Below are 25,150 nucleotides of genomic sequence, written 5' to 3'. Positions count from 1 at the left end.
CTAACCACGGCCGACCTCGGCCCCCTTCGATGGAGCAGGAGAACACCCATGGCTGACGCGTACGACGACGAGCTCGACACCGAGGTCCTCGTGATCGGAGCAGGGGTCGTCGGCATCTACGCCCTCTACCGCGCCGTCGACGCGGGCTTCCGCGCGATGACCCTCGAGGCCGGCGACGGCATCGGCGGCGTCTGGTACTGGAACCGGTATCCCGCCGCGCGATTCGACTCGGAGAGCTACACCTACGGGTACATCTTCTCGAAGGAGCTGTTCGGCGAGTGGCGCTGGCAGGAGGAGTTCGCGACGCAGCCCGAGATCGAGAGCTACCTCAACCACGTCGTCGACCGCTTCGACCTGCGCGGTCGCATCCGCACCGGCGAGCGGGTCGTCTCGGTCATCCGGGACGAGCCGAGCCGTGCGTGGGTCGTGACGACGAGCACCGGCACGGTGGTCAGAGCCCGCTGGATCATCTCGGCGACGGGAGGCCTCTCCGTCCCCCACTACCCCGAGATCAAGGGCATCGACTCGTTCCAGGGCGAAGCGCACCACACGGGAGCCTGGCCGCACACTCCCCTCGACTTCACCGGGAAGAGGGTCGCGATCATCGGCAACGGACCGAGCGGTGCCCAGCTGCTCCCGGCCGTCGTCGACACCGTGGCCGCCGTCGACCTCTACCAGAGGACGCCTACGTGGACGACACCGCTGAACAACGCGCCGATCACCGATGAGCGCCACGCGTGGCTGCAGGAGAACTTCGACGAGATCGTGCACACCCTCTCGACGTCGCCGTCGGGCTTCCTGCACCGCTTCGCGGGCAAGGTCTCGACCGACGACAGCCCCGAGGAGCGGGAGGAGTTCTACCAGAGGATCTGGACGAGCCCCGGCTTCGCGAAGCTCACCTCGAACTACCACGACATGACGACCAACCGCGAGGCCAACCGCGAGTTCTGCGAGTTCCTCGCGCGTCAGATCCGGCGGATCGTGGAGGATCCCGAGACCGCCGAGCGGCTCATCCCGAAGGACCACCTGTTCGGTGCCAAGCGGCCCCCCTTCGTGACCGGGTACTTCGAGTCGTTCAACAAGCCGCAGGCGTCGCTGATCTCGCTGCGAGAGACGCCGATCGTCCGGATCGACGCGACGGGCATCGAGACGACCGCCGGCCACCGCGAGTACGACATCATCGCCTACGCGACGGGCTTCGACTTCGGAACCGGTGCCCTGACACGCATGGGCGTCACGGGGCGCAACGGCCTCGACCTCAGCACGGACTGGCAGGACGGCCCGTCGGACTTCGGCGGCTTCAGTGCGCACGACCTCCCGAACTTCTTCTTCCCCGGCGGCCCCCACGGCGCCGGCGGCGGGAACTACCCGCGCTACTCGCAGGACCAGGTCGACTGGATCCTCGAGACGATCATCCATGCGCGGGAGCACGGCTTCGACACCTTCGAGCCGACGCTCGAGCAGCAGACCGCGTGGATGACGATGATCGAGACCCTCGCGCCGCTGTCGATCTTCTCGGCCGAGCACAGCCACTACTACGGGGCCAATGTCGAGGGGAAGGCGAAGAAGTTCCTCCTGAACCCCGGCGGCCGCGCGACGCTGCACGAGATGCTCGGGAACGTCGCCTCCACCGAGGACTACAACGGCGCGTTCTCCACCACTTCCGACGAGCGGGCCGTCGCGACGGCCCTGGCTCGCTGACCCGAACCTGACCGATCGATCGAGGAGACCATCATGAGCGATTCCCCCCAGCACGAGATCATCCTGGGCTTCGCGGAGCCCGTCGAGGGCCGCGAAGCGGAGTTCGAGGAGTGGTACTCGACCGTCCACATCCCCGAGCTGCTGCAGCTGCCCGGCTTCGTCAGCGCCCAGCGCTACGAGGTGCTCACCGCCGACCCGGCCTCGGGCCCCGGGCGCTTCGTGACCGCCTACACGATCGAGGGGTCGGCCGTGGAGGCGCGCAACGCGGTCTTCGGCGCGACGCTCACGGCGACCACGGCGATGGACACGACCGTGACCATCCTCGCTCCGCTGCGCCCCCTGGGAGCTCCGCACAGCGCCTCCTGACCGGGCACACGAGAACGGGCCGCCTCTTCGGAGACGGCCCGTTCTCGTGTGCCCGGGCTCAGGGCCGATCGGGGGTCGCCGGCTCCGCGGCCGACGGACGAGGGATGGCCGCGGCGACGATCGCTCCGATGAGCGCCGCTCCGAGCCCCAGGGCGAGGGCGGCCGTGAATCCCGCGCCGCTCGGTCCGGTGGCGCCGCCGACCGTGACCGTCGACTGGGCGAGGAGGGCGCCGATGACAGCGGCCGCCGCTGTGGTGCCCAGCGAGCGAGCGAGCGCATTGAGGCCGTTCGCCGCGCCCGTCTGGCTGACGGGGACGGCGCGCATGATCAGGGCGGGCATCGCCGCGTAGGCCAGTCCGACGCCGATCCCGAGCAGGATGTTGACGACCAGGATCTGCCACGCCTCGCTGCGCAGCACCAGCGCGAGGGCGTAGCCCACGGCCACGACGAGGGAGCCGACCACGAGGAGCGGCCGCGGCCCGTGACGGCGCTGGATCCAGCCCGCGACGGGAGAGACCGCCAACATCATCAGACCGGACGGAGCGAGGATCAGCGCCGCGACCACCAGCGGCAGACCGAGCCCGATGCCGGTCGCCTCGGGGAGCACGAGCAGTTGCGGGAAGGTGATGCTCGAGGCGAACAGACCGAAGCCGACCGCGACCGAGGCGATGTTGGTGATCAGGACCGCGCCGTTGAGAGCGGCGCGCAGATCGATCAGCGGATCGCGCACGCGGAGCTCCCAGAGCGTCCACAGCACGAGCACGACCAGACCGCCGATGAGGAAGCCGAGCGTCCGCTGATCCGCCCAGCCCCACGTCCCGCCGCGCGAGACCGCGATCAGCACGCCGACGAGTCCCACGGCCAGCCCCGCCATGCCGACGACGTCGATCCGGGCGGGCGTCCGAAGCGCGCTGGCCGGCACGACCCTCAGGTAGAGGGCGATCGCGGCGACGCTGAGCACCGCCGCGAACCAGAAGATCGCATGCCAGTCGAGGGCCTCCGCTGCATACGCGCTGAGGGGCAGACCGAGCGCTCCGCCGACGCCGAGAGTCGCGCTCACGAGCGCGGTCGCCGAGCCCATGCGTCCGGGCGCGACCACGTCGCGCAGGATCGAGATGCCGAGCGGGACGACACCGGCGGCGACCCCCTGCAGAGCACGGGCAACCAGCATGAGCGGGAGATCCTCGGCCAGACCGGCGAGGACCGCACCCACGGCCTGCACGATGAGAAGTGCGACCGCGACGCGCCGCTTGCCGAACATGTCCCCGAGGCGTCCGGCGATCGGAGTCACGACCGTGGCGGCGACGAGCGTGACGGTGATCACCCAGGGAGTGTCGTCGCTGGACGCGCCGAGGAGCGCGGGCAGTCGCGCCTGGAGCGGGACCACGAGGGTCTGCATGAACGAGGCGCTCAAGCCGGCGAACGCGAGGACCGCGACGGTCCTGCCGACCGGCGTCGGGCCCCTGGTCACCGCGCACCTCCGCGCCGCGGTCCGCATCGGATGGTCGGGGGGAGGGGGAGCTTGCGGTTCCCCGATCCCCCACCGGACCCGAGCGGTCCCGTCGCCCGCATCAGTAGACGTCGCGGAGGTAGCGCTTCTCGTGGTGCAGCTGCTCGATCAGCCGCCGGCCCGCCTCCGGACCGAGACGCTCGGCGGCGATGTCGTTCAGTGCGGCGTCGACGTCGGCCGCCATCCGCTTGCCGTCGCCGCAGATGTACAGGTACGCGCCGTCCTGGATCCACGACACGAGTTCGGCAGCGTTCTCCCGCATCCGATCCTGCACGTAGACCTTCTGGGCGTGATCGCGCGAGAACGCGGTGTCCAGACGCGTGAGCACACCGTCGGCGAGGAGACCCTCGAAGAACTCGCGGTAGCTGAAGTCCGACGCCTCGTGCTGGTCGCCGTAGAACAGCCAGGCGGGTCCGCGGTCGGCCGATTCCGCGCGGTGCTGCAGGAATCCGCGGAACGGAGCCACACCCACACCCGGTCCGATCATGACAATCGGGGTGGACGGGTCCGCCGGGAGCCGGAAGGAGCGGTTCGGGAGAGGGTAGACGCCAACGGTCGCCCCGGTCGGCAGCCGGTCGGCCAGATGTCCGCTGCCCACGCCCGAGAGGAGCACGGCCCCGTCCGCGTTGCGCTGGGTCGCCACGGTGAGGTGGACGGCCTCGGGGTGCCGGATCGGGCTCGACGCGATGGAGTACGCCCGGTACCTCATCGGGCTCATCACCGGAGCGAGCTCGTCCAGTGCGAGCGGCTCCCGCAGCTGTGCGAGGGTCTCGCAGACCCCGTGCATCCGGATCCACTCCTCGACGGCGAGGTGATCGCCCGCCTCGAGCCCCGTGGCGAGGGCCCGGGCGAGATCGCTGTCGGGCGAGCGGGTCGCGACGAGATCGATGAGGCCGGCGGACGGGTAGCGCAGCTCCCAGCGCCGCTCGGCGAGGACACGGAGCGGCACCCCGCTGCAGTCCTCGTCGCCCGAGAACCCGGTCGACTCGAGGAACCGCTGGACGGCGTCCGGGTCGTTCGTCGGCACGATCGCGATCGAGTCACCGGGCTGGTAGGCGATGCCGCTGCCCGTCAGGTCGAGCTCGTAGTGCCGGATCTCCTTCGCGCTGCCGGGTCCCGAGAGCAGCTCCGTCGAGAGCAGAGCAGCCTCGAAGGGTCGATCCCGGGTCCATTGCGAGGCCGTCGACGCGAGCGACGTCGTCTCCGCGGTCGACTCACCGGAGGCGACCCCGCCCCCGGTGAGCGCGGTCAGTTGCTCGACCCGCTCGGCGATCCACCGGTCGGCCGGGATCTCGTAGTCGACATCGCAGTCGACCCGGCTGGCCAGACGGGTTGCCCCGAGCTGCGCGAGTCGGTCGTCCATCCGGACTCCCGCTCCGCAGAAGTAGGTGTATCCGCTGTCTCCGAGCGCGAGGACCGCGTAGTGCAGCCCTGAGAGATCGGGCGACTCCTCCTCCAGAGTGCTCCAGAACTGGTCGGCGAGATAGGGCATGTCGCCCTCTCCGCACGTCGAGATGACGATGAGCGCGACGTTCAGACCCGCGAGTGCGTCAACGGGCTGATCGTTCAGCGCGAGGCACTCCGCGTTGATCCCGCGCGCCGTCAGCGCCTCGCCGAGGTTGTCCGCGACGATCTCGGCGTTGCCCATCTCGCTGCCGAACAGGACGGGGAGAGTCGACGGAAGAGAGATCCGTGCAGCAGCGACGGGCTGTATCGGCGCCGAGGCGACACCGACTCCCACATCGATCACAGTCATCAATATCCTCCCTGACAGGCGACGGTGCCCATCGGCGCGGTGAGTCAGGCAAACAAAGAAATCGTTCGGTTGTTTTCTTTAAAGGAACACCAGTATCCTACAACGCAACGAAAGTATGGAAGAAGACGGGAAGCCTGTCAATACTCGGCACGCGGGTACTCTCGCCCGTTGGCCTATGGGTGCCGGTCCGGAAGGCGACGCCTGCTCGCCGCCGACATCGCCGCGACACCAGCACACGAGCCCTGGTCGGCATAGAAGATCCGCCCCGTCGGCGGCCGGGTAGGGTGCCTAGCCGGTGCGGACGGCGGCGACCACTCCGCCGGTGATCAGGGGATCGATGCTGGTGACGATCACCGAAACCGCTGGAGTCGGCGGCCCCACGGTCTACTGCTGGACGCGCACGAAGGAGTTGCTCGTGCCCGCGGCGGTCCTCGCCGAGGAGGTGCCTTCGGTTCCTTCCTCGCTACCGCGTCCCGCGATCTGCGCGCCTATCTCGCCGCTTGGATACGCGCCTCGACGGCGCGAATCCTCAACGATCAGGCCGCCGCGCTGTTCAGGGCGCTGCTCACCGCGGCCGTGCGGAGGTCATCGCCGCAGCCTGACGCGCCGGTAATGTCGAGGTCATCGCGGACGTTGTGATCGGCGCCAGACTGCACGTCCTAGTCGCGACCGACCTGGCGGCGGTGGCGGAGCGCACCGCGGACGTTGTCGCGCTGGTCGCTCCGTCCCTGCCTTCCCAATCGAGGCGGGACCGCCCGCTCACGCCTGAGCACGGACGGGCGGTCCTAGGCGGAGGCTCAAATTGCCGCCGATATCGCGCCGGCGGTCCCGTCGACGGGTTCGCTTCTCTTCCTGCGCGCCACGAGCAGTGTGAGTACGAGCGCCGAGATCGTCCAGATGCCGAGCTGGAGCAGCCAGCGGCCGATCCCGGCGCCGTCGAAGAAGAGGATCCCGCGCATGGCCTCGAAGCCTCCGGAGCCGAGCCAGCCGTTGTGCACGACCTGCCAGAACGGCGGGAGCATCGACTCCGGTGAGCTCCCTCCTGCGCTCGGGAAGTTGAGGGCGACGAGGACCAGGATCTCGGCCAGCACCGCGCCCTGCCCCAGCAGCGCCGTGAGCAGCGTCGCGATGACCCCGACGGTGAAGCAGTAGAGCATCCCCACTCCGATGACCGCGGCGACCTGGCCGAAATTCACGCCGAAGTCGACGAAGAGGCTGATCATCGAGAAACCGAGGACGGGGACGAGCAGCGCTGCACCGGCGGCCGTCGCGAGCATGCCCTTCACACCCGCGCGCGGGAGCGCCTGGCTGATCGCGGTGATGCTGAGGAAGGCGCCCACCGTGCAGATCACGAGGAAGAAGAACAGAACGGATCCGCCCGGGTCGTCCGCGGGCACCGGAGCGGTGTCCTCGATCACAGCCGTGGTCCCCTGCTCCACCGCGATCTGATCGCCGACCTGCTGAACGACGGCTGAGGCGAGGCGTCCTCCTCCGGAGGCGATGACCGTGGTCACCGAGGTGCCGTCGACGATCACCGCGCCGACGACCTCGCGGTCGGCGACGGCCGCGCGCGCGTCGGCGGCCGACGTCGTCTGCGTGACGTCGAAGCCTCCCTCGGCGCGATCGGCCAGCGCGTCGGCGACCGAGTCGGTCAGCGTGGCCGGCCCCGCGACGGTGATCGCCAGGTCGTGCGGCACCGGCGCGTGGCCCGCACTGACGTAGGCGAGGCTGAACGCGACGAGGAAGAACAGCGGCATCGAGATCACTGCGATCAGGCGCGTGCGCAGCGACGCCGTCCGCGACGGGTCGACCGACCCGGGGGTCGCGACGACGTCGAGGTGGTTCTCGGGCATCGTGAGGTCGATGCCGGCGGTGCGGGGGGCCGAGGGGCGGTTCTCGCTCATCGCAGGACTCCTTCTCCAGAGGTGATCGACGGCCGCGAGGTGTCCTCGACGGCGGACGGCGGCTGGGGGTCGTCGAGGACGTAGGTCTCGACACGGGCGTGGCGGGCGCGCTCGGGCTCGGACTCCGGTTCGGCGGGCGACTCGGGCTCCTGCTCCGTGGACCGAGCCCCGGCGTGCAGCTCGGCGAGCTCGGAGCGCTGGCGCCGAACGGTCTTGCTCAAGTGCACGATGAAGGTGACGAGCATCAGCCCGAAGGTCCAGGCCAGCAGCTGGAGAACCCAGCGGGCCGCCCCGTTGCCGTCGAAGTAGACGATCGAGCGGAACGACTCCAAGGCCCCGGCGCCGAAGTAGACGCTGTGCACTCCCTGCCAGAAGTCGGGGAGCATCGCGGCCGACCCGGCCCCGCCTGCGCTCGGGAAGTTCAAGAACACGACGAAGCCCATGATCCCGAATGTCGCGACCTTGCCCAGGAATTGCTCGATGAGGATGGCGGCGCAGCCGACGGTGAACACGTAGAGCGCGTTCACTCCGAGTAGGCCCGCGATCGAGCCGAAGCTCGCTCCGTAGTCGCCGAGGAAGATCGACGAGAGACCGAACACGATCAGCGGCGCGACGACCGCGGCGATCGAGATCGCGGCGTAGCGGATGCGCAGCGGCGCTCCGGGCATCACCTGCATCAGCACGATGATCACCAGGTAGGCGCCCAGCGACGTGTAGGTGAGGAGGTAGAAGAGCCCGGTGCCGAGGGAGTCGGCGGCGGCGAGCGGAGCGACGTCGACGACGGTCGCGGTGGTGCCGAGCTGGGCGGCGACCTGGTCGCCCGCGCCCTGCACGGCTCCGGAGACGGAGCGCCCCTCGGCCCCGGCGACGTAGGTGGTGACGGTGAACGTCGGCGCAGCGGCCGGGTCGGCGGCGGGCACCGCGGTGATCTCGATCGAGCCGTCGACGCGGCGCTCCTCGACGCTCGCGCGGGCCTCCGAGACGACGTCGGTGCGCTCGGCCGAGAACTCAGCGGTGTCGTCCAGCCCCTCGGCGATCGGAGCGACGATTTGGTCGGGGCCGACGACCAGCACGGGCAGGTCGTTCGGGGTGGGGTCGTGCAGCGCGCTGACGAAGGCGAGCGGGAACACGACGACGAAGAAGAGGGGCAGCAGGAGGGCGACGAGGACCTGGCGGACGGAGTTCGCCGGCCTCGGTTCGGCCCGAGCCGGCGGATCGGTGGCAGTGGACACAGGGGCTCCTCGAGTAAACGGTGTTTGCAAAGTAATCGACGTTTACACTTGGGGTCAAGACGTCTTCGCCGCCGAGATCCCTCGACGCTGTGTGCGAGGACTTTCAGGAAGGACCGCATGGCCGAGCACGCGACCCGCCGAGACCGATCGGCAGCCGTCAAGGACGAGATCCGCGCCGCCGCCGCGCGGCTCTTCACCGAGCGGGGCTTCGAGGCGACCGGGATCCGCGACATCGCTGCGGCCGCCGCCGTGAATCCGGCGATCGTGATCCGCCACTTCAGTTCGAAGGAGGCGCTGTTCATCGAGACCGTCGACGGCTCGGGGGCTCTGAGGGCGATGATCGAGGGCCCGGTCGACGAGCTCGGCCGCCGTGTCGTGCGCCAGATCCTGATGGGGCGGCGCCGCGGCGGCCTGAGCGTCTTCGGCACCGTCGTCCGCGCCTCGGGCAGGTCCGACATCCGCTCGTCGCTGCAGGAGTCGATGATCGAGCGCTTCGTCACTCCGATCGTCCCGCTGATCGAACGGGAGAACGCGGAGCTGCGCGCGCACCTGTTCGCCGCGCAGCTCGTCGGCCTCATGTCGGCGCTCGTCGTCTACGACGACGAGTACCTCCGCGGCGCCCCGGTCGACGAGGTCGTCGAGCTCTACGGCGCGGGTCTGCAGCAACTGCTCACGGGCGCGGGGACCGCCGTTCCATCTGTCCGATTGCAGCACGCGCCTGCTGTGCGCGGGCAAGATCCAGATAAGCAGACCTCTGGTTGAGCGCTCCGAAGGATTGGTCGTGGACAGAGCGCTCGCTTGCCGCTACTGCACCAACCACGCGCCGCCGGTGGCGAGGATAACGTCGTTCACATTGGCGGAGTCATCCCGGAGCAGCCACGTAGTGATCGCTGCACTGGTGTCGGCCGGCGCGACCGGCGCAATCGTCACCAGGAACGGACCGAGCCGCCCGAGCCGGAACTCGGGATCAGCACGGCAACGCCAAGCGCGAAGGTGCCGCTCACGTTGACGGCAGACGTGCTCCACCAGAGTGCGTCGTTCAATTCGTGGAGCGGGGTCATGAGTTTATGATCCCGGCGGCGTGGACTGGTGTCCGGCGTGCTACTGAAATCAGCGCGCACGGTCTTGGCGCCTTGTCGAGCCCGTTGCAAGAACTTCGCATTCAACTGCCGCGCTCGAACCAATTCAGGTGCGTGCTTCAACCGATGCGGTGGCGTCAGAACGAAGAATTATCTGGCGCGAACATTCCTTTCGGAGGTGCTGAATACGGAAGTGGTTCGCCGGGGAGGTTCTCGTCCTTCGCCCCTATGAACGGCCCGTCTGTGGCCAGCAGGGCGCCCATATGCGGCTCGGCGTGGTTGATCCACCAGGCGCTGATCCCGAGCCCTGCGTCGAGGCGGGATGCTTCCCAGCTGCGCCAGAGCGCTTCGATGCGTTGCACGGCCTCGTCGATGGTCCACCAGTCGGCGCGCCAGCGTCCGGTGCCCTGGCCCTTGGCGGAGACTCGGCGGCGGTACGTGTACCGCCAGTACTTCCGCAGCCACTCGTCCGCGGATCCGTAGACGAGGGTCGGGGCGGAGTCCTCTTCGAACGAGCGCTGCACGGCCGCTTCGGCGCGGGCCTGCATCAACTCGACCCGCTCGGGAGTGAGCGCTCGTTCCAGGGCCTCCTTCGTCATCCCGGCGATGATCCCGGTGATGACGTCCGCGACCTCTCTCGCGGCGATCGCGTCGACGTCGAAAGCGCCGAGCAGCGACGCAGCCGCAGTGTCGCGGTCCCCGTCGCAGGCGGCTGAGATGCCCGCAGCCTCTTGCACGTCTCCGCCCGCGAGCGGATCGTCGTCAGTCACGCTGCGCCTGCGTCCGCCTGGCGTCCTCGTTCTCCATCAGAGCCCGCATGGAGGCGGCGAGGTCGATCGCTGGAGCCGGTTCGACGCTCGCCACGACCGGCTCGGCGCTGGTCACGACCGGCTGCGCGGCCGTCGCTACAACAGGAGTCGACTCGGCGCCGCGTTCTGGCGCGGTCGCGGGGTCGTGGGCGGCAATGGAGGCCTTGATCGCTGCGACCTTCTCCTTCGTGCCCTCGTACCAGGGCATGGTGCGCAGCAGCGCGGCGCGGGAGCCGGTGGAGAGCATCACGGCGCGGCCACGGGGCATCGCTCCCAGCTCGTCCACGGTCAGGATCCGCTCGCGCTTCAACGCGGTCGAGGTCGAGCGAACGCCCTTGTTGTAGCTGGCGGAGGTCGTTTCGCGGTCGTAGTCCCCGACGAGCTCGGAGACGTTCTGGAGGAAGTCGTTCTCCTTCACGCTGCCGAGATAGAGGAACGCGTTCGACGCGCTCCACAGCTTCAACATGCCCTCCTTGCCGAAGACGGCGACGCCCTGCGACCAGGACTGGAACACCGACATGATCGGGATTCCGCGGGAGCCGAAGTGCGAGTACAGGTCGGGGAGGTCTCGCCACCGGCACACGTTCGCGGCCTCATCGAGGATCCCGACGAGGGGCGTGCGCAGCCGGCCCCCGGGCGAGGTGTCGGCGAGGTCGGTCGCCGCCTCGAGAGTGGCGGCGGTGAGCGCGGTGACGAGGGGGCCGGCGGTGCCGGCGCCCTCTTTGGAGAGGGAGTAGAGCGTGCCGGAGCCGCGGACGAACTCTGCCGCGTCGAACTGCGGCCTAAAGTCCGCGGTGCCGCGGGGGTTCACCCAGTCCGCGACCTGCGTGTTCTTCAAGCACGCCGCCATCTCCTGAGCTTCGTCGAAGTCGAGGAGCGGGAGATGGGAGGAGGACCCCCCTCTTCCCTTCATCAGCGGTGAGGAACGAGGACTGCCGGACGAACGACCGTGACGAGCTCCGAGGACCGACGGAGGCGGACCTAGCGGCGCACGCCTGCCACTGTCCCTCTATTCACGACGGGAAGCAGCCACTTCACGCAGTCTCTTCCCGCCCCCGGACCGCCCGTCTCCGGTGTCCGCCCGCCTCCGCTGCCCCCCGGCCGTGGGCCGCAGCACGGGTCGTCCCGAGGACTGCCGCCCCGCTGAACGGCCTGCCGGTCCGGCGGAGCGCCCCGGACCGCCTGTAAGCCGGCTGGACGAACCCCCTCGCAGAAGGCGCTGACGAGCGCTTTCACGCCCCCGCGGGCGATCTTGACCGTTTTCTCAGCCGCCGGTTACGTTCCGCCTGGAGCGAGGGGCCGCTACGAAGCCGCCCGGGTACTCCTCGGGGAACGGGACCATCACGATGAAGAAGACGACCAAGGGCGCGATCGCGGCCGGCGCGGCTGCTGTACTGCTGCTCGGCGGCGCGGGCACGCTCGCGTTCTGGAGCGACTCGGAGCCGATCGACGCCGGTGCGATCGAGTCGGGCAACCTGACTCTCGAGGTCGCCCCGGGAACGTGGGCCGACGAGACGCCGGGAACCACCACGGGCGCGCTCTTCGACCCCGCCACCGACCTCATCGTGCCGGGCGACGTCATCACGTACACGACCGCAGCGACCGTCAGCGGTATCGGCAAGAACCTCGAGGCGACGTTCTCGGCGGTCCTGCCCCCCGAGTCGGGAACCCTCGCCCCGTACGTCGCGACCGTGCTCACCGTCGACGGCGAGACCGACGGCGGCGACTCGCTCGTCTTCGACTTCGAGGACGGCGACACCCAGACCTTCCCGGTCGTCGTGACCTTCACCTTCGACCCCGCCACCGCAGGTCTCGATGGGCAGGACTCGACCCTCGACCTCGCCTCGTTCCAGCTGCTGCTCGCGCAGACCCCCAACGGAGCCGTCACGCCGTAGTCAGCGCCCGCTTCGCCCAGCAGCCCCATGCCCTCTCGGCTCTCCGCCGTCGCCCTCGGTGCAGCGGCCGTGCTCACCCTCGCTCTCGCGGGGATCGGCACGGCCGCCTACTGGAGCGACGCGGAGACCGTGCCGGGCACCACGCTCCGCTCCGGCAGCCTGGACCTGCTGGCGGGGTCGGCGGCCGCGCAGGTGCAGGACCACGTCTTCACCGCCCTCGATGCGAGGAACGCGGGGCCGGGCAGCGTCGCCCAGGCGCCGCTCACGCTCCGCAACGCCGGCACCGAGGACCTGCGCTACCGGCTGGACAGCACCGTCGTGACGCCGACGGCCGCGGCCTCGGCGTTCACCACCGCCGCGACTCTCGTGTCGTCGGCGGCCTCGTGCCCGGCGACCGGCACGCCCACCGGTCTCGCGCTCGTGACCGCCGCGCCGCTCGGCTCGGCGACCTCGGCGTACCGGAACCTGCAGAAGGGGAGCAGCGAGGTGTGGTGCATCCGCGTGACCTTGTCGCCCTCCGCGCCGCAAGCCTCCCTGCAGAGCACCAGCACCGGCATCGTCTTCCGTTTCCGGGCGGAGCAGCTGTGAGCGCCCCCGTGAGCGTCGAGGCGGAGGCCGGAGCGGGGCGGCACGCCGCCGTGCGCTCCAGGGCGCCGCGCCTCAAGGAGGACGGCGCCCTGGCCTGGGCGGGCCGGGTCCTCTCCTGGCTGGCGCTGTTCGTGACCGTGGGCGTGCTGCTGGCGACGGTGGTGGTGCCCCGCGTGACCGGGGCGACCGCCTACACCGTGCTCACCGGTTCGATGCGGCCGGGGCTGCCGCCCGGTGAGCTCGTGGTGATGCGGCCCGTCCCCGGCGACTCGATCGGGGTCGGCACGGTGATCACCTACCAGCTCGCGTCGGGCGAGGGCGCCGTGGTGACGCACCGGGTGATCGCCACGGCCGAGAACGCGCGGGGCGAGCGCACCTTCGTCACGCAGGGTGACGCGAACAATGTGGCCGACCAGGAGCCGGTGCGCGAGGTGCAGGTCCGCGGCGTGCTCTGGTACCACCTGCCGTGGCTCGGCTACCTGAACAGCGCGCTCACCGGTCCGCAGCGCGGCATCGCGACGATCGTCGCCGTGAGCCTCCTCGGCGGCTACGCGCTCGTGATGTTCGGCGGAGCCCTGCTCGACCGCCGCCGGAAGTCCAGGAGGGTGTCGTGACCGGCCCCTCCCGGCGCGCGTGGACTGCGCGGCTGGCCGCCGCCGTCGCCGCGGTGGCGCTGGGCGCGATCGCTCCGCCTGTCCTCGCGCCGGCGCTCGCCCTCGTCGCCTCCCCCGGATCGCTGCCGGTGTCGGAGCAGGGGCTCGATCTGAGCACCGACGGCGACGAGTTCGCGCCGCGGATCGACGAGCCGCTGCTCCGCGGGACGGAGCGCATCGTGCCCGGCGGCACGTCGACCGCCGTGCTGTACGTGCGCAACAGCCGCGCCGAGGACGCCCAGGTGACGGTGGTGCTCGACACCCCGCCGAGCACTCCGCTCTGGGAGGTGCTGGACGTGACGGCGACGGCGGAGGGACGCAGCGTGCCGGTCGCCGAGTCGCTCGAGGTGACCCCCGCGGGCTCGAGGAGCGACCGGCGATCGCTGAGCCTGGGCAGCCTCCCGGTGCCGCCCGGCGGCGTCCTTCCGGTGAGCCTGACGTTCCTGATGGATCCGGCGGCGGGCGACGAGTACCAGAGCATCAGCGCGTCGGTGCGGCTGAACGTGACCCTCAGCGAGCGCCTCGACGGGGCCGGAACCGGTGCCGGGTCCGCCGACGATCGCGGTCCATGGCCGCTCCATCTGCCGTCCACCGGCCTCGCCCTCTCGCCGCCGCTGCTCCTCGCCGCCGCAGGCGCGATGGCCGCCGGCCTCGCCCTCCTCCTCGCGATGCGCTCCCGGCGCACGCCGTCCGCCGCCACCGCCGTTCCCGACCCGCACGACCGACCCCGAAGGCAGTCCCCGGATGTCCCGTCCTGAACTCCCGCCGAGCACCTCGGCCTCGCCGCGCTCCCGCCACGCCGCGGCGCGCCGCCCCCTCGGCTTCCGTTCGCGCAGCGTCCGCGTGCGCGCCCTGCTCTCCGTCGGCATCCTGCTCGGCGGCGGCGGCGTCGCCACCCTCGCGGCCTGGTCGGACAACGCGACGGCCACCACCACGTTCAGCACCGGGAACATCGACCTCAAGCTCAACAGCGCCGACACCATCACCATCCCGAATCTCACGAATCTGCGCCCCGGCAGCACGCAGGCGGTGGCGATCGCGGTGAGCAACACCGGCACGCTCCCCGTCACGTACACCGTCGTCGGCGCCGGCACCGGGACGCTCGGTCCCGCGCTCACCGCCGCCGTCTACACCGGCGGCACGCCCACGAACCCCGCCGGCGGCACCACCTCCTCCTGCAGCGGCACCGCGATCACCACCACGGGCGCGTCAGCACCCTCGGTGGTGGGCACCCTCGTCGGCACGGGCCGCCCCCTGGCCGGCGCCACCGGCACCCCGCAGGTCATCGCGTCGGAGACGCTCTGCGTGCTCTTCACGCTGCCCACCACCGCGGCGACCACCCTGCAGTCGCAGTCGACGAACATCACCCTCACCTTCACCGCGACCACCACCTGAGCCTGTGCCGACCGCCCACCACCTCGCCGAGTCGCCGGACGCCTCCCACCGGGACGATCCGCTGCACGACGCGATCGAGCCCGCCGAGGCGTCGGCGCGCGCCGACGTGCCCGCGCGCCCCGGGCGGATGCGGGCCGCGCTCCGCGAGCTCCTGCTCACGGTCGGAGCGGCGCTCGGCACCCTCTGTCTGCTGTCCGCGCTCGCGGCGCTGCTCTTCGGCATCACTCCGCTCGTCTTCCAGAGCGGATCGATGGGGCCCGCGATCGAGACAGGGGCGCTGGGGATCGCCCGCGACATCCCCGCCGCCGACGCGCGGCCGGGCGACGTGGTGAGCGTGGAGCTGCCCACGGGGGTGCGGATCACCCACCGAGTGGTCTCGAGCACGCCGGTCGGCGGCGACCGGGTGTCCCTCGTGCTGCGCGGCGACGCGAACGGGGTGGACGACGCGGAGCCGTACGTGGTCGACCGGGTGGACCTGCTGCTCACGAGCGTGAACCGCGTGGGCTACGTGGTGAGCGCGCTCGCGAGCCCGCCGGCGCTGTTCCTGGGCGGGCTGCTGGCCGGGCTGCTGCTGATGGTGGCGTTCGCTCCGACGCGGACTGCGCGCCCGACGGCGGCCCCGCAGGCGGCGACCGGCCCTCGCCGCCGGCACCGGCACGCGGCAGGGGGCGCCCTCGGTCTCACCGCCGTGCTGCTCGCGGGCGCGGGCGTCGTCGCTCCCCCGCCGGTGGGGACCACGGCCGCCTTCACGGACACCGCGCTCGCGACGACGACCGCCGCGACCGGCGCCCTGGCGGTGCCGACGATCGACAGATGCACCGTCTCCCTGGCGGGCCTGGTGACCCTCGACTTCACGGTCCCGACGGCTTCGATCACTCAGACCGGGATCGTGGCCACCTACGGCACGGGCGCCTCCACGACGTCGACGACGCCGGTCGAGCCGACAGTCCGCACCATCAGCTTCGCCCCCGTCAACACCCTGCTGGCCGTCGGCTCCTCCTGGCCCGTGACGGTCTCCACGGTGCTCACCGGCACGACGTGGCGGGGCACCTCGCCGTCCTACACGGTCACCACCGCGCTGGGCATCGGCGGCATCACGGTGCGCACCTGCAGCCCGACCTAGACGTCCCGGTCCTGCTTCAATGACCTGATGACCTCCCGCGCCGACCACCTCGCCGACTTCGCCGAGTTCCTCACCGCCTCGCCGTCCTCCTTCCACGCCGCGGCCGAGACCGCCCGGCGGCTCGCAGCATCGGGATTCATCCCGGTCGACGAGAGCGCCGCGTGGCCGACCGCCCCCGGGCGCTACTACGTGCTGCGCGACGGGGCGGTCATCGCCTGGCACGTGCCGGCCGGCGCCTCCGCGGTGACGCCGTTCCGGATCCTCGGCGCGCACACCGACTCCCCCGGCTTCACGCTGAAGCCGCGTCCGACGGTGGAGTCGAAGGGCTGGCTGCAGGCCGGCGTCGAGGTCTACGGCGGACCGCTGCTCAACTCCTGGCTCGACCGCGAGCTCGAGCTGGCGGGGCGGATCGTCACCCGCGACGGCGCCGAGGTGCTCGTGCGGACCGGCCCGTTCCTGCGCATCCCGCAGCTCGCGATCCACCTCGACCGCGAGGCGAACGACGGCCTGAAGCTCGACCGGCAGAAGCACACCGTCCCCGTCTACGGCGTCGGCGACGCGGAGGGCAAGGACCTGCTCGGGATCCTCGCCGCGAAGGCCGGGCTCGACGGTGCCGCCGAGATCGCCGGCTACGACCTCATCACCGCGGACACCCAGCCGCCCGCGCGCTTCGGCCTCGACGACGCGCTCTTCGCGGCCGGGCGGATGGACGACCTCAGCTCGGTGCACGCGGGACTCGTCGCGCTGCTCGCGGCGAGCGCCGACGACAGCGCGGCGCCGCACATCAGCATGCTCGCCGCCTTCGACCACGAGGAGCTGGGCTCCGCCAGCCGCTCCGGAGCGAGCGGCCCGTTCCTCGAGGACGTGCTCACCCGCATCGGCGCGGCGCTCGGCGCGGGTGTCGACGAGCGCGCCCGCGCGATGGCGCGGTCCTGGTGCCTCTCCGCCGACGCCGGCCACTCCGTGCACCCGAACTACCCGGAGAAGCACGACCCGGTGAACCAGCCCGTCGCCGGCAAGGGGCCGCTGCTCAAGATCAACGCCTCGCAGCGCTACGCGACCGACGCCCGCGGCGCGGCGCTCTGGGCCGGAGTGTGCGCGCGGGCGGGCGTGGAGTTCCAGGAGTTCGTGTCGAACAACACGGTGCCCTGCGGCTCCACGATCGGGCCGCTCACCGCGACCCGGCTCGGGATCTCGACCGTCGACGTCGGCGTCCCGCTGCTGTCGATGCACTCCGCGCGGGAGCTGGCGCACGTCGACGACCTCGTCGCCCTCACCCGCGCGATCGAGGCGTTCTTCTCCGCTGTCGACTGACGCGGGCGGGCCTGCAGGCCGCCGTCTCGACGGTGGCGGATCTCGATACGGGCGCTGCGCGCGCTCCTCGATCAGCAAGGGTCGGACCCGGCCCGTTCGACGAGAAGTGTCGGCAAGGCCCGTGCAGAACAGCATTTCTCGTCGAAGGGACGCGTCACCTCCCAGGGAGGATCGTCGCGGGCGGGCGATCGACGGGCGCCCCAGGATCGCAACCCCCTTGTCGGGGTCCCCGGGTACGCGGTGCTCTGGGACATGCGCGAAGTGAAACTCGTCCGTCTCGTCAGCCGTCTCGAGAACGTGGCCGCCCTCGATCCGCTCGTCGACCGGGTCAAGAAGGTGGTCGACGCGGTCATCCGCCCGCAGCCCGTGCGCGACGTGCTGCACGGCGTCCCGATCGGGCACCCGGTGCATCCGCTGCTCGTGCTCGTGCCCACCGGCGCGTGGGTGTCGGCGGCGGTCCTGGACCTGCTGCCCGGCAACGAGCGCGCCGCTCGCACCCTGATCGCCCTGGGCGTGGTCAGCGTGCTGCCCACCGCCGCCGCGGGCTACACCGACTGGTCCGAGCTGCACGAGCAGCAGAAGCGGGTCGGGCTCGTCCACGCGGCGGCCAACGTGGCCGGAACCGTCCTCTACACCGCGTCCTTCGTCCAGCGCGTGCGCGGACGGCAGGCGAGCGGGAAGGCGCTCGGCATGCTCGGCCTCGCCGTCGTCTCCGGCGGCGGCTACCTCGGCGGCCACCTCAGCTACCGGCAGGCGGCGGGCGCGAATCACACGGAGGACGTCCCGCACCGCTTCCCCACCGGCTGGCAGACCCTCGGACCGCTCGCCGAGCTGCCCGAGAGCACCCCCGTGAAGAAGACCGTCGCCGAGACCCCGCTGCTCGCCGTCCGCCGCGGCGACCGCGTCGACGTGCTCTCGAACGTCTGCAGCCACCTCTCCGGCCCCCTCGACGAGGGCGAGCTCGGCGGCACCGGTGCCGACGCCTGCATCAGCTGCCCCTGGCACGCGAGCGCCTTCTCGCTCGAGACCGGCGAGGTCGTCCGCGGCCCGGCCACCTCGCCGCAGCCGCGCTTCGAGACGCGCGTCACCGACGGCCTGGTGGAGGTGCTGCTCCCGCACGCGGGCTGAGCGGGACCGCCGCGCGCCTCACTCCACTCGCGGCCACTCGCTCGTCAGCGACGCCTCGATCGCCCGGTGGCGGAACCCGTAGAGCTTTCCGCGGTCGATGATCCCGCGGACGGTGTCGAGACGCTGCGCCGTCGTCCCCACCTCCGACGGCTTCGACAGACCGAGCGCGCGGGCGATCCGGGTGAGCTCCGCTGTCGACTGACGCGGGCGGTTCTGCAGGCCGCTGTCTCGACGGTGGGCGGATCTCGACACGCGCGCTGCACGCGCTACTCGATCAGCATGACTGGACGCGAACCGGGCCTCAGCCGGCCAGCGGACCCCGTCAGCCGTCCAGTCGCCGGCGAGCGACGCGACGAATGGACGCGGACGGGGCTCTGCGACGGAAGCAGGCCCCGTTCGGGGTCCACTCGACGTCAGGGACGCGAGCCGGGTGCGCTTCCCAAGGGATGTCGTCACGACGCGCTCGGGCAGCGCTTCTCGTCCGACGGAGCCGGATGACGGGCGCCGCCTCAGCGGTCAACTCGGAGCTCGTCCTCGGCGAGCGCCGCGAGTTGCGCGCGGTAGTGCGCCAGCTGCGCGTCCTTGTCGGTCTGCGGGTCGCGCGGGAAGAGCGGGTCGGCGCGGGACCAGTCGTCGGACGCGGGGATACGGTGCTCCTCCTCGATCCACTGCGCGAAGGCGGCCGTCAGCCGGGCCGCCTCCGCCGCGCGGCCGAGGTGCTGCAGCGCTCGGATCGCGGAGACCGTCTGCGCGTCGAAGCGCGGAGCCGTCACCGCGTCGTCGGTGAGGCCCGCCGCCGCGTCCCAGTCGTCGCGGGCGCCGGCGTCGTCGCCGAGCCGCGAGCGCGCGTCGCCTCGGCGGAGCAGGAGGTCCGCGGTGCCGTCGAGCGGAGGGCGCACCTCGCCCAGGCACGCGGGCGGGGCGAGCGCGGCGCAGAGGAAGGTGAGGGCGTCGGTCGGCGAGGAGGCGTCGGCGAGCGCGATCATCGTCGCGTCCCAGACCTCGAGTACGCGGCCTTCGAGAACGCGACCGTCGAGCCCGCGACCGTCGAGCCCGCGACCGTCGCGAGCCTCCCCCGGCTCGAACCTTTGCCCCAGCAGCAGCCGCTGGGCGCACCCGGCCCGGCCCGCCTCGACGAGCAGCGCCGCGTACTCGAGGGTCAGGTCGTCGCGCTCGAGGACGACGGCCTCGTTCTCCTCGAGCAGGGCGAGCCTCCCCTCGTGCCCGAGGTGCGCGCGGAGCCGGTCGTACTCGGCGAGGAGCTGCGCGTCGCCGGGCGCGATCGACCGCGCGTGCTCGAAGTAGGCGAGCGCCGCCTCCGGATCGCCGTACGCGGCGCAGGACGCGACCCCGAGGTCGCGCAGGGCGAGCACCCGCACGCGGGCCCTCGCATCGTGGGCCGCGACGAACCACCGGGCGGCGAAGGCGTCCTCGATCCGGCCCTTCCCGTCGTACCAGTCGCCGAGGAGGAAGCGGGCGGTGGTGTCGTCGGGGTCCGCCGCCTCGAGCGCCTCGACGTCCTCGAGACGGAGAGCCCGGCCGCGCTCGATCGGAGCATCGTGCGCCGCGAGACGCGCGGCCTGCGCCTCAGCCGTCCGGCCCTCGCGCTCGTGCAGGAGCGCGGCGTGGTACTGCGCCGGCGCCCCGATCCGCCCGGACGGGGTCCGCTCCTGCGCGGCGGCCGCGAGGGCGAGCAGTCGCAGGGCGTCGTCCGGCAGCCCCGCCGCCCGGTACTCCAGCGCCGTGTCGATCAGGACGGCGGCGTCGTCGGGGAGCGGCCGGCCGGCGAGGTCGCGGGCCCACGGGTCGAGCGGGTCCCGGTCGAGCAGTCCCCGCAGCAGCGCCGTCGACTCCTCCTCCCGCCCGGTCCGGCGGAGCACGGTGACGAGCAGGGCCGTCGCCCGCGCGTGCTGCGCGTCGGTCGCGAGCACCTCGCGCAGCACCCGCTCGGCCTCCGCCGGGCGATCCCCCGCGGCGTGCAGCTGCGCGAGCGCGACGCCGGCCGGGATCCGCCAGGCCGCCGTCCTCCACGCTGTGCCGAGGGGCTCGACCGCCTCGTCCGCCCGCCCCTGCCGCCCGAGGAGCACTCCCAGCCGGTAGTGCGCCTCGGAGTCGGCCGGTCGCGCGCCGCGGGAGGTCAGCCGCGCGATCGCGGAGCGGAGACGGCGCTCCGCCTCGTCGAAGCGAGCGGCGTCGGTCAGCGTCCGCGCGAGCGCGACGAGACAGCGGACGTCGCCCGGATCCCGCCAGACGGCCTCCTCCCAGTAGTGCTCCGGCACGCAGGCGGCACGGGGGCGCTCCTCGAGGTCGCGGCCGAGGAGGAACAGCTCGTCGTTCGAGTCCACGTCCTCCGGCGGAGGCGGGTCGGTCCTGGACGTTCGACCGGTTCCGGGCTCGAGAATGGCAGCGTTGTCATTGCGCATGACGCCCAGTCAAGGCCGGACCGACGGCGCGGCGCAGGTCGCATCCGGTGGAAGATCTGGACAGAACGCTGATCCGAGGGCAAGCTCTCCGGATGACCATCGGCGCAGGGTTCCCGGGAGAGACCATGCACGTGCTCCCCCGCCCCCGAGTGCGGGAGGCGCTGACGCAGCCGGGGACGGCGCACCTCCTCGTCACCGACTGCGGCCACTTCCCCGAGGCGCGCTCGCACGGGCGGGTGCGGAGCCGGCCCATCGCCGACGCCGTCGTCCTGGTCTGCACCCGGGGCTCGGGCTGGTGCACGACGGCGGCCGGCGCCTTCGCCGTGACCGCCGGGCAGGTCGTCCTCCTGCCGCCCGGCGAGCCGCACGCCTACGGAGCCGACGACGAGGACCCGTGGACGCTCTGGTGGCTGCACCTCACCGGCAGCGATCTGCCCGAGTTCCTGCGGGCGGCGCGCGCGACGGCCGACGCTCCGGTCCGGACCCTGTCCGACGTGTACGCCGCGGTCGCGCTGATCTCGGCGGTGATCACGCACCTGGAGCGCGATGCGACGACGAACAGCCTGCTCGCCGCATCGGGGGCCGCCTGGCATCTGATGGCGGTCCTCGCCTCGGACCGCCCGCCGGGCGACGCGCGCAGCACCGCACTGGAGCGCGCCGCCCAGTTCCTCCGCGATCACCTCACCGAGAGCATCGAGGTCGCGGAGCTCGCGTCGATGGCGCGTCTGAGCCCGTCGCACTTCGCGGCGCTCTTCCGCCGCCGGTTCGGGATGCCGGTGCTGCGCTACCGGACGGAGCTGCGGATGGCGCGGGCGCGGGAGCTGCTCGACATGACGGAGCGGCCGATCGCCGAGGTCGCCGCGGCCGCCGGCTACGACGACTCCTTCTACTTCGCGCGGCAGTTCAAGCGGATCCACGGACTGACGCCGCACGCGTACCGGACGCGGAACTGACCGCTGGTCGGCCGGGCGGGAGCAGCGGCGCGGGTCACCCCCGCGGCCCCGCGACCGAGCCGCCCGGGCGCCAGGGGCCGCCGATGCGCTCCTGCAGCAGCGGCGCGGCGGGGTCGGCGAGGCGGGCGAGCAGCGCCTCCACCCCGCGGCGCCCGAGGGCGTGGCCCGGGGCGACCAGCACGTCGAGCGCCGGATCCGCGAGGTCGGCCACGTCGGGATCGGAGGCGAGCAGCACGATCGAGAGGTCCTCCGGCACCCGCACGCCGCGGTGGCGCAGCTCGTGCGCGAAGCCGACCGCCGCTCCGCCGTTGATCACCAGGACCGCCGTGGCCGCCTCCGGGTCGAGCGAGCGGGCCAGCGCGCGCCCGCCGGCCGGCGTCTCCTCGCAGTGGAGCAGGACCGTGGACAGGCCCTGCGCAGCGGCGGCGCCCTCGAAGGCCTCCCGCGTGCGCGCATAGGGGCCGAAGTCGGCGCCGCCCTCCGGTCCGAGCACGAGCGCGATACGGCGGTGCCCCTGCGCGGCCAGGCGCTCGAGCGCCTCCTCGACCATGCCCTCGAAGTCGATGTCGACCCAGTCGAGCGCGGAGGGGTCGCGGGTGCGGCCGAGCAGGGCGAACGGGGTGCCGGAGTCGCGCAGGATCGCGACCCGCTGGTCCTCCGAGGTCACCTGCATCAGCACGACGCCGTCGAGCAGCCCGTCGGCGCGCAGATCGGCGAGCTTCTCCGAGCCGCCGACGGTGGGCCAGAGCACGATCGAGTAGCCGTTCTCGGCGGCGGCCTCGGCGGCGCCGGCGAGGAAGGTCGTCGCGGTGTTCAGCGGGCGCGAGGGCACCAGCGGGTAGACGATCGCGATCATCATCGAGCGCCGTCGGGCCAGCGCGCGGGCGAGGGCGTGCGGGCGGTAGCCGAGCTCGCGCATCGCCTCGCGGACCCGGGCGGCGGTCTCGGGCGAGACCGGCTTGGTGGCGTTGACGACGAAGGAGACGGTCGCGATCGACACGCCCGCGCGGCGCGCGACGTCCTGCATGGTCGCCATGCCGTCTCCTCCCGGGTGCCGCGCCCGATGCGGTTGACGCGGGGGCGCGATGTCCCGCAGTCTAGGAGCACGCGCCGGTAAAGCGCTTAACCGCCGCTCCGGCGCCTCGACACCTCCGACGAAGAAGGATCACCCGTGACCACACCCGCAGCCCCCCTCCGCGTCCTCGTCTGGGGCGAGAACCGCCACGAGCAGATCGAGGAGAAGGTCCGCGCGATCTACCCCGACGGCATGCACACCACGATCGCCGCCGGCATCACCGAGAACCTCGGCGAGCGCGCGACCGTCTCGACCACCACGCTCGACGAGTCCGAGCACGGCCTCACCGAGGAGGTCCTCGCCGGCACCGACGTGCTGGTCTGGTGGGGCCACATGGCGCACGACGCCGTCGCCGACGAGATCGTCGAGCGGGTGCAGCGCCACGTCCTCTCCGGCATGGGGCTCGTCGTCCTGCACTCCGGCCACTGGTCGAAGATCTTCGGCAAGCTGATGGGCACCACCTGCACGCTGCGCTGGCGCTCGGCCGAGGACCGCGAGATCGTCTGGACCGTCGACCCGACCCACCCCATCGCCCAGGGCGTGCCGCATCCGTTCACGATCCCGCAGCAGGAGATGTACGGCGAGTTCTTCGACGTCCCCGCGCCCGACGAGCTGGTCTTCCTCTCCACCTTCTCCGGCGGCGAGGTGTTCCGCTCCGGGATGACCTGGAAGCGCGGCCACGGCCGGATCTTCTTCTTCTCGCCCGGCGACCAGGACTTCCCCGTCTACCACCACCCGGACGTGCGCCGCGTGATCGCGAACGGCGTCGAGTGGGCGCGCTCCGACCGGCCCGAGCGCTCGCTCCCGGTGCTGCAGCGCTACGAGTCCGGCGAGTTCTTCGCCGGCGAGGACTACCGGGGAGCGCTCGTCCGATGACCGTCCGTCTCGTCCAGGTCGGAGCGGGCGCCATGGGGCGCGCGTGGATCCGCACCATCCGCGACCACCCCGACGCCGAGCTGGTCGGCCTCGTCGACCTCGACGTCGAGCTCGCCGAGCGGGCCGCCGAGGAGGAGGGGGTCGCCCCGATCGCGGTCGGCAGCTCCGTCGCCGAGGTCGCCGCGCGCTCCGGCGCCGACGCGGTCGTCAACGTGACCGTGCCGCGCGCGCACCTGCCGGTGAGCAGCGAGGCGCTCTTCGCCGGGCTGCCGGTGCTCTCGGAGAAGCCGATCGCGCCGACCATCGCCGAGTCGCTGATCCTCGCCGCGACGAGCGAGGTCGCCGGGCGGCTGCTGATGACGAGCCAGTCTCGGCGCTACTACCCCGCGATCGCCGCCTTCCGCGAGCAGGTCGCCGGGCTCGGGCAGCTGGGCACCGCGTCGGTCCTCTTCGCCAAGGCCCCGCACTTCGGCGGCTTCCGCGAGGAGATGCCGCACGTGCTGCTCGTCGACATGGCGATCCACGCGTTCGACGCGGCGCGCTACGTGCTCGACCGCGACCCGATCGCCGTCTACTGCGAGGAGTACAACCCGGGCTGGAGCTGGTACGCCGACGGCGCCGCGGCGAGCGCCGTCTTCGAGTTCGCCGACGGCGTCCGCTTCAGCTACACCGGCAGCTGGTGCGCCGACGGGCTCGAGACGTCCTGGAACGGCGACTGGCGCGTGAACGGCGCGGGCGGCACCGCGCACTGGGACGGCGACGGCGCCCCCTCGTGGCAGGCGCGCGAGTCGGAGGAGGTGCGGACCGCGACGCTCGAGCCCGGCCCGCAGGAGATCGCGGGCTCGCTCGCCGAGTTCGTGCGCGTGCTCGGCTCCGGCACCGTGCCCTCCGGCGAGGTGCACGCGAACGTGCGGAGCCTCGCGATGGTCGAGGCGGCGGTGCGCTCCTCCGAGACGGGCGCGCGCGTCCGCATCGACGACGTCCTCGAGGAGGGCTACGCCGAGGCGCTGGGCCTCGCGCGCGACGACCGCGTGCGCGCGGCCCTCGCCGGCTGGGGCTCGGCGGCGGCGGGCCTCGCGGCCCGCTGACCCCGCGGATCTCGAGACGACCGGTGCGCGGCCTCCTCGATCAGCAGGTACTCGCCGACGGACCCGCAACGGGGCTCGAGCCCCGAGCAGTCCCCGACGCGCGTCCAGTCGCGAGCGCCGACCCGTGCGAGTGGACGCGCATCGGGCGCAGCGCTTCGGTCGGACCCCGTCCCGCGTCCACTCGGCCATGCTGGTCGAGCAGCCGCGGCAGGGGCGTATCGAGACCCACCGTCACCGACAGTGCGGGTCGCAGAGTCCTCATTGTCGAGGCGGGCGTCCCCC

At 72.1% G+C, this 25,150-nt stretch carries 24 protein-coding genes; 14 read left to right on the top strand and 10 right to left on the bottom strand.

Annotation, left to right across the window (positions count from 1 at the left end; translation table 11 throughout):
• Positions 1-48: 48 nt before the first annotated feature.
• Both HRK28_RS08880 and HRK28_RS08875 read left to right on the top strand, forming a co-directional pair.
• Positions 49-1,701, top strand: a complete 1,653-nt coding sequence (locus tag HRK28_RS08880; protein WP_173251152.1) for an NAD(P)/FAD-dependent oxidoreductase — start codon at positions 49-51, stop codon at positions 1,699-1,701.
• A gap of 33 nt (positions 1,702-1,734) precedes the next feature.
• Positions 1,735-2,067: a DUF4286 family protein gene (locus HRK28_RS08875; RefSeq protein ID WP_173251151.1), complete on the top strand. Its 333-nt coding sequence runs from the start codon at positions 1,735-1,737 to the stop codon at positions 2,065-2,067.
• 58 nt (positions 2,068-2,125) lie between these two features.
• Here the strand turns inward: HRK28_RS08875 and HRK28_RS08870 are convergent, their stop codons facing one another.
• The 4 genes from HRK28_RS08870 to HRK28_RS08855 form a co-directional block, all read right to left on the bottom strand.
• Positions 2,126-3,538 carry an MFS transporter gene (locus HRK28_RS08870; protein WP_367948377.1) on the bottom strand — a complete coding sequence of 471 codons (1,413 nt, stop codon included), beginning with the start codon at positions 3,536-3,538 and terminating at the stop codon, positions 2,126-2,128.
• A gap of 100 nt (positions 3,539-3,638) precedes the next feature.
• Entirely contained in the window at positions 3,639-5,333 is a 1,695-nt protein-coding gene (locus tag HRK28_RS08865; RefSeq protein WP_173251149.1) for a sulfite reductase flavoprotein subunit alpha, read from the bottom strand.
• A 797-nt stretch (positions 5,334-6,130) separates the two neighbouring features.
• Complete coding sequence (locus HRK28_RS08860; RefSeq protein WP_173251148.1) at positions 6,131-7,237, bottom strand: hypothetical protein; 1,107 nt, start codon at positions 7,235-7,237, stop codon at positions 6,131-6,133.
• Positions 7,234-8,469, bottom strand: coding sequence for an ABC transporter permease (locus HRK28_RS08855; RefSeq protein WP_173251147.1), 1,236 nt, complete (start codon positions 8,467-8,469; stop codon positions 7,234-7,236). Before HRK28_RS08855 ends, HRK28_RS08860 begins: the two co-directional genes overlap by 4 nt.
• A gap of 117 nt (positions 8,470-8,586) precedes the next feature.
• Here HRK28_RS08855 and HRK28_RS08850 point away from each other — a divergent pair, with 117 nt between their 5' ends.
• Entirely contained in the window at positions 8,587-9,231 is a 645-nt protein-coding gene (locus HRK28_RS08850; RefSeq protein WP_173251146.1) for a TetR family transcriptional regulator, read from the top strand.
• Between the two features lie 164 nt (positions 9,232-9,395).
• Here the strand turns inward: HRK28_RS08850 and HRK28_RS20505 are convergent, their stop codons facing one another.
• The 3 genes from HRK28_RS20505 to HRK28_RS08840 form a co-directional block, all read right to left on the bottom strand.
• Entirely contained in the window at positions 9,396-9,530 is a 135-nt protein-coding gene (locus HRK28_RS20505) for a hypothetical protein (RefSeq protein WP_302051492.1), read from the bottom strand.
• Positions 9,531-9,685: 155 nt separating this feature from the next.
• On the bottom strand, positions 9,686-10,318 hold the full coding sequence (locus tag HRK28_RS20770) for a DUF4913 domain-containing protein (RefSeq protein ID WP_173251145.1): 633 nt from the start codon (positions 10,316-10,318) through the stop codon (positions 9,686-9,688).
• Positions 10,311-11,195 (bottom strand): type IV secretory system conjugative DNA transfer family protein, encoded by an 885-nt coding sequence (locus HRK28_RS08840; RefSeq protein ID WP_254304722.1) that lies wholly within the window; start codon positions 11,193-11,195, stop codon positions 10,311-10,313. The genes HRK28_RS20770 and HRK28_RS08840 overlap by 8 nt, the downstream gene beginning before the upstream one ends.
• A gap of 508 nt (positions 11,196-11,703) precedes the next feature.
• Here HRK28_RS08840 and HRK28_RS08835 point away from each other — a divergent pair.
• The 8 genes from HRK28_RS08835 to HRK28_RS08800 all read left to right on the top strand — a co-directional run bounded on the left by HRK28_RS08835 (position 11,704) and on the right by HRK28_RS08800 (position 18,453).
• A complete protein-coding gene (locus tag HRK28_RS08835; protein ID WP_173251143.1) occupies positions 11,704-12,252 on the top strand; it encodes an alternate-type signal peptide domain-containing protein in 549 nt (182 codons plus the stop codon).
• Between the two features lie 27 nt (positions 12,253-12,279).
• Positions 12,280-12,840, top strand: a complete 561-nt coding sequence (locus tag HRK28_RS08830) for a SipW-dependent-type signal peptide-containing protein (protein ID WP_173251142.1) — start codon at positions 12,280-12,282, stop codon at positions 12,838-12,840.
• Positions 12,837-13,454 (top strand): signal peptidase I, encoded by a 618-nt coding sequence (locus HRK28_RS08825; RefSeq protein ID WP_173251141.1) that lies wholly within the window; start codon positions 12,837-12,839, stop codon positions 13,452-13,454. Before HRK28_RS08830 ends, HRK28_RS08825 begins: the two co-directional genes overlap by 4 nt.
• Positions 13,451-14,251, top strand: a complete 801-nt coding sequence (locus tag HRK28_RS08820) for a hypothetical protein (RefSeq protein ID WP_173251140.1) — start codon at positions 13,451-13,453, stop codon at positions 14,249-14,251. Before HRK28_RS08825 ends, HRK28_RS08820 begins: the two co-directional genes overlap by 4 nt.
• Positions 14,238-14,888 carry a TasA family protein gene (locus tag HRK28_RS08815; RefSeq protein WP_173251139.1) on the top strand — a complete coding sequence of 217 codons (651 nt, stop codon included), beginning with the start codon at positions 14,238-14,240 and terminating at the stop codon, positions 14,886-14,888. Before HRK28_RS08820 ends, HRK28_RS08815 begins: the two co-directional genes overlap by 14 nt.
• Before the next feature lie 4 nt (positions 14,889-14,892).
• Complete coding sequence (locus tag HRK28_RS08810) at positions 14,893-16,011, top strand: hypothetical protein (protein ID WP_173251138.1); 1,119 nt, start codon at positions 14,893-14,895, stop codon at positions 16,009-16,011.
• Positions 16,012-16,038: 27 nt separating this feature from the next.
• Entirely contained in the window at positions 16,039-17,325 is a 1,287-nt protein-coding gene (locus tag HRK28_RS08805) for a M18 family aminopeptidase (protein ID WP_173251137.1), read from the top strand.
• Between the two features lie 252 nt (positions 17,326-17,577).
• A complete protein-coding gene (locus HRK28_RS08800; RefSeq protein WP_173251136.1) occupies positions 17,578-18,453 on the top strand; it encodes a Rieske 2Fe-2S domain-containing protein in 876 nt (291 codons plus the stop codon).
• An 18-nt stretch (positions 18,454-18,471) separates the two neighbouring features.
• Here the strand turns inward: HRK28_RS08800 and HRK28_RS08795 are convergent, their stop codons facing one another.
• Both HRK28_RS08795 and HRK28_RS08790 read right to left on the bottom strand, forming a co-directional pair.
• Positions 18,472-18,705, bottom strand: coding sequence for a hypothetical protein (locus HRK28_RS08795; protein ID WP_254304721.1), 234 nt, complete (start codon positions 18,703-18,705; stop codon positions 18,472-18,474).
• Between the two features lie 257 nt (positions 18,706-18,962).
• Positions 18,963-20,798: a tetratricopeptide repeat protein gene (locus HRK28_RS08790; RefSeq protein ID WP_173251135.1), complete on the bottom strand. Its 1,836-nt coding sequence runs from the start codon at positions 20,796-20,798 to the stop codon at positions 18,963-18,965.
• A gap of 170 nt (positions 20,799-20,968) precedes the next feature.
• On the opposite strand from HRK28_RS08790, the gene HRK28_RS08785 reads away from it, so the two are divergent.
• Positions 20,969-21,829: a helix-turn-helix domain-containing protein gene (locus HRK28_RS08785; protein ID WP_217274621.1), complete on the top strand. Its 861-nt coding sequence runs from the start codon at positions 20,969-20,971 to the stop codon at positions 21,827-21,829.
• 34 nt (positions 21,830-21,863) lie between these two features.
• Here HRK28_RS08785 and HRK28_RS08780 read toward each other — a convergent pair whose 3' ends face one another.
• A complete protein-coding gene (locus HRK28_RS08780) occupies positions 21,864-22,865 on the bottom strand; it encodes a LacI family DNA-binding transcriptional regulator (protein WP_173251134.1) in 1,002 nt (333 codons plus the stop codon).
• 135 nt (positions 22,866-23,000) lie between these two features.
• Between HRK28_RS08780 and HRK28_RS08775 the strand changes: the two genes are divergently transcribed.
• Both HRK28_RS08775 and HRK28_RS08770 read left to right on the top strand, forming a co-directional pair.
• A complete protein-coding gene (locus HRK28_RS08775) occupies positions 23,001-23,780 on the top strand; it encodes a ThuA domain-containing protein (RefSeq protein WP_173251133.1) in 780 nt (259 codons plus the stop codon).
• Complete coding sequence (locus HRK28_RS08770; protein ID WP_173251132.1) at positions 23,777-24,868, top strand: Gfo/Idh/MocA family protein; 1,092 nt, start codon at positions 23,777-23,779, stop codon at positions 24,866-24,868. The genes HRK28_RS08775 and HRK28_RS08770 overlap by 4 nt, the downstream gene beginning before the upstream one ends.
• The last annotated feature ends 282 nt before the right edge of the window (positions 24,869-25,150 follow it).

Source organism: Rathayibacter sp. VKM Ac-2835 (assembly GCF_013266705.1).
In the GTDB taxonomy this organism is placed as follows: domain Bacteria; phylum Actinomycetota; class Actinomycetes; order Actinomycetales; family Microbacteriaceae; genus Rathayibacter.
This window is presented reverse-complemented; position numbering and strand designations above follow the sequence as displayed.